We start from the raw sequence: 5,276 nt of genomic DNA on the forward strand, positions 1-5,276 counted from the left end.
GGAGCGATCGATCAATCAACGAGGCGAGACATTCCGTGGGACCCATTGGCCGCCAGCAGGTCGCCAGGTTGTTTGGAGCTCGCCTCGCGCATCCCATCTTGGCCAGCGATCATCCGATCGCATCAAAAGCTCTTGTGCCACGGGGGCCGTCCACATATGGGTCCCCGCGTTCGCGCGGACGACGGTGGAGTTCATTTCTTCACCAATCCACACGCTGGATCCGGGGGGCCGAACGCGTCTTCGCCGGAAATCTTGGTGAGGGTCTTGTAGTAGTCCCACGGATATTTCGATTCCTCCGGCGACTTGACCTGTACGAGCCAGAGGTCGTGGACCATCAGGTTGTCCTCGCGCAGCTTGCCATTGCGGGCGAAGAAATCCTCGATCGGCTTTTCGCGCATCTTGGCCGCGACCTTCAGGGGATCGTCGGTGCCGGTCTCCTTGATCGCGTTCAGGTAATGGATCACGGAGGAATAGACGCCGGCCTGCCACATCGTCGGCATCCGGCCCAGCTTGGCGAAATAGCGCTTTGACCATTCGCGGGTCCTGTCGTCCATGTCCCAGTAGAATGACGTCGTCAGCAACAGGCCCTGCGCGGTCGGCAGCCCCAACGAATGGATGTCGGTGATCAGCGCCAGCAGCGCCGCCATCTGCTGGCCGCCCTTGAACACGCCGAACTCGCCAGCGGTCTTGATCTCGTTCATGTTGTTGGGCGGCCCGCCGGCAATCCCGATGATCTTGGCTTTCGAGGCCTGCGCCTGCAGCACGAAGGACGACAGATCGGGCGTCGCAAACGGCGGCCGCACCGACCCCAGCACCTTGCCGCCGGTCTTGGTGACGACGCTCGCTGCGTCCTTTTCGAGCGAGTGCCCGAATGCATAGTCGTCGGTGATGAAGAACCAGCTGTCGCCGCCGCGCTTCACCACCTCCTGCGCGGTGCCGACTGCGAGCGCCCTGGTGTCGAACACCCACTGCATGGCATAGGGCGAGCAGAATTTGCCGTGAAAATCGGTCGCTCCCGTCGAGTGCGTGATGAACAGCCGCTTCCGCTCATTGGCGACGTTCTGCACGGCGAGCCCGACTGCGGAGACCGGCACGTCGACGATCAAGTCGACCTGATCGACGTCGTACCAGCGCCGCGCGATGCTGGCGCCGATATCGGCCTTGAGCTGGTGGTCGCCGACGATCACCGTAACAGGCTTGCCCAGCACGTTGCCGCCGAAATCGTCGATCGCCATCTGCGCCGCCGTGACCGAGCCCTGTCCCGTCGGCGTCGACGCCGGCCCGTTCATGTCGGTGAGCACGCCGATCTTGACGACGTCGTCGGAGATTTGCGCCAGTGCCGCCGTTGAAGCCAACATGGCGCCGGCCAGCGTGGCGAGCACGGAAAATGGTTTACCGAACATTCTTGTCTCTCTCCCTGGACCGGCACGTAGGCCGTTATTGCTTGTTCCGGGACGTAGGCCCGGCTGAATTGGTTTCTTTTGCAACCGGTTCGGGGTCGGCGTCAACGCGTCCTTTCGGAGCAGGAACATTCGGCGGCACCTGTTTATTTCGCGCCTGATACAGTAGACAGGCCGGCCATGGTTACGACCCAGCGACTGCCGGCTTCGCTTACGCCGCTGCAAACCGCGCTCAGCGCCCTATTCCGCGCGCTCGAGCCGCTGCAGCCGATCGAATTGCCGCTTGCGGACGCGCTGCGCTGCATTGCGGCCGAGATGCCCCCGTTGCCGGCGCATCCGCCGCATGATGTTGCCGCCACCGATGGTTGGGCGCTGCGCGCCAACGATCTGGTCGGCGCCTCCTCCTACTCGCCGTTGCCATTAGCCATGCTGCCTGCCTGGGTCGAAGCTGGTGACGCCATGCCCGCGGCCTGCGACTGCGTGCTCGATGCCGATCTGGTCGAGGTGGCCGGGCCGATTGCGCAGGTGCTTAGCGAGGCGATCCCGGGGCAGGGTGTCAGGCGCAAGGGCCAGGACATCGCCGAGGGGAGTCGTGTTGCCGAGGCGGGCCGGCGCGTGCTCCCGCGTGATCTGCTGATCGCACGCACAGCCGGGATCGAACATCTCAAGGTGCGGCGGCCGCGATTGCACATCGTCAATATTCCGGGCGCGGTGGCGACCGCGAGCCTGGTCGCGGACAGCGCGCGTTCCGCGGGCGCCGAGGTTATCAGCCGTGAGGCCGGGGCGCGTGATGCCGAGTCGATCGTCGACGCGTTTGAGGATGCGGGCTGCGATCTCCTGATCACCATCGGCGGGAGCGGCGTCGGCCGTACCGATGCGGCGGTGAGCGCGCTCGCTGCGCGTGGCGAGGTTATCGCTCATGGCATCGCCCTGCAGCCGGGCCGCACGGCGGCGGTCGGCCGGCTCGGAACAACACCGGTCGTCGCGCTGCCCGGCGCGCCGGACCAGGCGTTTGCGGTGTGGTGGGCGCTGGCGCTGCCGGTGCTCGATCGGCTGACCGGACGGCAGCCGCGGAAGGCATTGTCGCTGCCGCTGTCGCGCAAGATCGCATCGCTCGTCGGCATCGCCGAGTTCGTGCTGCTGGAGCGGCAGCGCGATGCCTGGACACCGCTCGCCGTCGGCGAACTTTCGCTCGATGCGATCGCGCGCGCGGAGGCGTTTCTGGTCGTGCCCGGCGGTTCCGAAGGATTTGCTGCGGGCACGCCGATCGATGCCTATATGTTGAGGGAATGAGTTCCGACATGACCAATAGCTCTGCGAAGGGCCGCGACAGTGTCGAGCAGGACCAGTTCCTGACCATCCTGTCGCGCGAGGAGGCGCTGGCGCGGTTCGAAGCGGCGCTGTTTCCGCGGCCGGTCGCCAGCGAAACACGACCGCTCGCGCAGGCGCTCGGCTGCGCGCTGGCGGACGACGTCGTCGCGCCGATCGACGTGCCGCCGTTCGACCGCTCCAATGTCGACGGCTTTGCGGTGCGCTCCGCCGACCTTGCGCGGGCCAGCGAGTCTACACCGGTGCGGCTGGTGCTGAACGACGAGATCATCGCCTGCGGCACAGCGCCGGCGCGGCCGGTGCTGTCTGATACCGCGACCTCGATCGCGACGGGCGGACCCGTTCCGCGCGGGGCGGACGCGATCGTGATGGTCGAGCACACGCAGCCCGCGGGTCAGCGCGCGATCGAGATCCGCCGCGCCGCGTCTCCCGGACAATTCGTCTCCTACGCGGGCTCCGACATCGCGCGCGGTGAAACGCTGCTGCGCGCCGGCACCATCATCGGCTCGCGCGAGATCGGCATGCTCGCTGCCTGCGGCATCGCTAAGGTCGATGTGGCGCGGCGGCCGCGCGTCGCCATCCTGTCGACTGGTGACGAGTTGGTGCAGCCGGGCCAGCCGCTGCGCCCGGCCGCGATCTACGACACCAATGGCGCCATCGTCACCGCGGCGATCTCCGAGAATGGCGGCGATGCCGTTTTCGTCGGTGCCATCGCCGACGACGAGGCGCAGCTTGAAGCCGCGATGCGCAAGGCGCTTGCCGAGAGCGACATGCTGGTGCTCTCCGGCGGCACCTCGAAAGGCGCGGGCGATGTCTCCCATCGCATCATCGCGCGGCTCGGCAAGCCCGGCATCATTGCGCATGGCGTGGCGCTGAAGCCGGGCAAGCCGCTGTGCCTTGCGGTGTGCGACGGCAAGCCGGTGGTGATCCTGCCGGGCTTTCCGACCTCGGCGATGTTCACCTTCCACGACATGATCGTGCCGGTGCTGCGGCGGATGGCGGGCCTGCCGCCGCGCTCGGATGCGAAGGTGATGGCAAAGGTGCCGGTGCGGATCGCCTCCGAACTCGGCCGCACCGAGTTCGTCATGGTGTCGCTGGTCGAAGGTACGGAAGGGCTGATCGCCTATCCCTCCGGCAAGGGCTCCGGCGCGATCACCTCGTTTGCGCAGGCCGACGGCTTCCTGAAGATCGATGCGCTGGCCGACCAGATGCCTGTCGGCACCGAGGCTGAGGTGACGCTGTTCACGCCGCATGTGCGCGTGCCTGACCTGGTCATTGTCGGCAGCCATTGCACCGGGCTCGATCTCGTCACCGCGCTGCTGGCGCGCGCCGGGCTGTCGGTGCGCTCGATCGCGGTCGGCAGCCTCGGCGGGCTGGCGGCGGCCAAGCGCGGCGAATGCGATTTCGCGCCGATCCATCTGTTCGATGAGAAGAGCGAGACCTACAACACGCCCTATCTCGCCGAAGGGCTTGAGCTCGTGCCGGGCTGGCGGCGGATGCAGGGCATCGTGTTCCGCAAGGGCGATGAGCGTTTCGAAGGCCTGTCGGCGCAGGATGCGGTGCGCGCCGCGCTCTCCGATTCCGCCTGCATCATGGTCAACCGCAACCAGGGCGCCGGCACGCGCATCCTGATCGATCGCCTGCTTGGCGGTATCAGGCCCGACGGCTACTGGAATCAGCCGCGCTCGCACAATGCGGTCGCCGCCGCTGTCGCCCAGCATCGCGCCGACTGGGGCATGACCATCGCACCGGTCGCGCACGCGTCCGGACTCGGGTTCATTCCGCTGGCGGAGGAGCATTACGACTTCGCGCTGGTGACAGCGCGCAAGCATCGCCCGGCAGTGCAAGCTTTTCTCGAAGCGCTCGCCTCGGACGAAAGCCGCGCGGCGTTAGAGCAGGCGGGTTTCCGCCCGGCGTAGCGAGGTACGACGCTCTCTCCGTCGTCTCCGCGAAAGCGGAGACCCATAACCACAGGGAGGTGTTGTGGCGGGAGCAAGCGGTTGCAGCGGAGCACATTACAAAGGCCTGTGGTTATGGGTCCTGGGTCCCGGCTACGCCAAGGGGCTTCGCCGTGGCACGCAAGCCCGGGACGACAGGAGGAGAGATCACGATTCAAATTTCAAATAGCGGATCCGTAGGATGGGTAGAGCGAAGCGAAACCCATCGCGATGGAGCAAGCGGTGCGAATGATGGGTTTCGCTTCGCTCTACCCATCCTACGTGTGATTCAACAGCCGACGTGATTCCGCATTCTCGCGGCGCAATGCGCCCGAGCTTTGCGTCACTTTCCACCCTCCTCGAGATCAGAGGGCGCAGGGAAAGCCGGGTGCCGGTTGCACCCGTGGGTCCCGTGCAACAAAAAGCACGGGGGTAGGACCACAGGTTCAACCGAAGCATTCCGGCTTTCCCTGCGCGGTGGTGTTACGGCTTACTTCGTGCTCTCCCCGGTGACCGGCTATCCGATTCACACATTTTTGAGCCTCAAAGTGGTGCCGTATTTGATGCGACGGAAGGCTTCGAGGCCCAGGCGCATCACCTTTGGACCAGG

At 66.0% G+C, this 5,276-nt stretch carries 3 protein-coding genes; 2 read left to right on the forward strand and 1 reads right to left on the reverse strand.

The window, feature by feature from the left end; genetic code table 11:
- Positions 1 to 191 precede the first annotated feature (191 nt).
- Entirely contained in the window at positions 192 to 1,403 is a 1,212-nt protein-coding gene (locus ACZIRK_RS44520) for an ABC transporter substrate-binding protein (protein WP_474419765.1), read from the reverse strand.
- Positions 1,404 to 1,580: 177 nt separating this feature from the next.
- Between ACZIRK_RS44520 and ACZIRK_RS44525 the strand changes: the two genes are divergently transcribed.
- Together ACZIRK_RS44525 and ACZIRK_RS44530 are read left to right on the forward strand one after the other, a co-directional pair.
- Positions 1,581 to 2,693 (forward strand): molybdopterin-binding protein, encoded by a 1,113-nt coding sequence (locus ACZIRK_RS44525; RefSeq protein ID WP_474419767.1) that lies wholly within the window; start codon positions 1,581 to 1,583, stop codon positions 2,691 to 2,693.
- Positions 2,694 to 2,701: 8 nt separating this feature from the next.
- Positions 2,702 to 4,648: a molybdopterin biosynthesis protein gene (locus ACZIRK_RS44530; RefSeq protein WP_474419768.1), complete on the forward strand. Its 1,947-nt coding sequence runs from the start codon at positions 2,702 to 2,704 to the stop codon at positions 4,646 to 4,648.
- Positions 4,649 to 5,276: the final 628 nt, after the last annotated feature.

The sequence above is a fragment of the Bradyrhizobium sp. Leo114 genome (assembly GCF_055229415.2).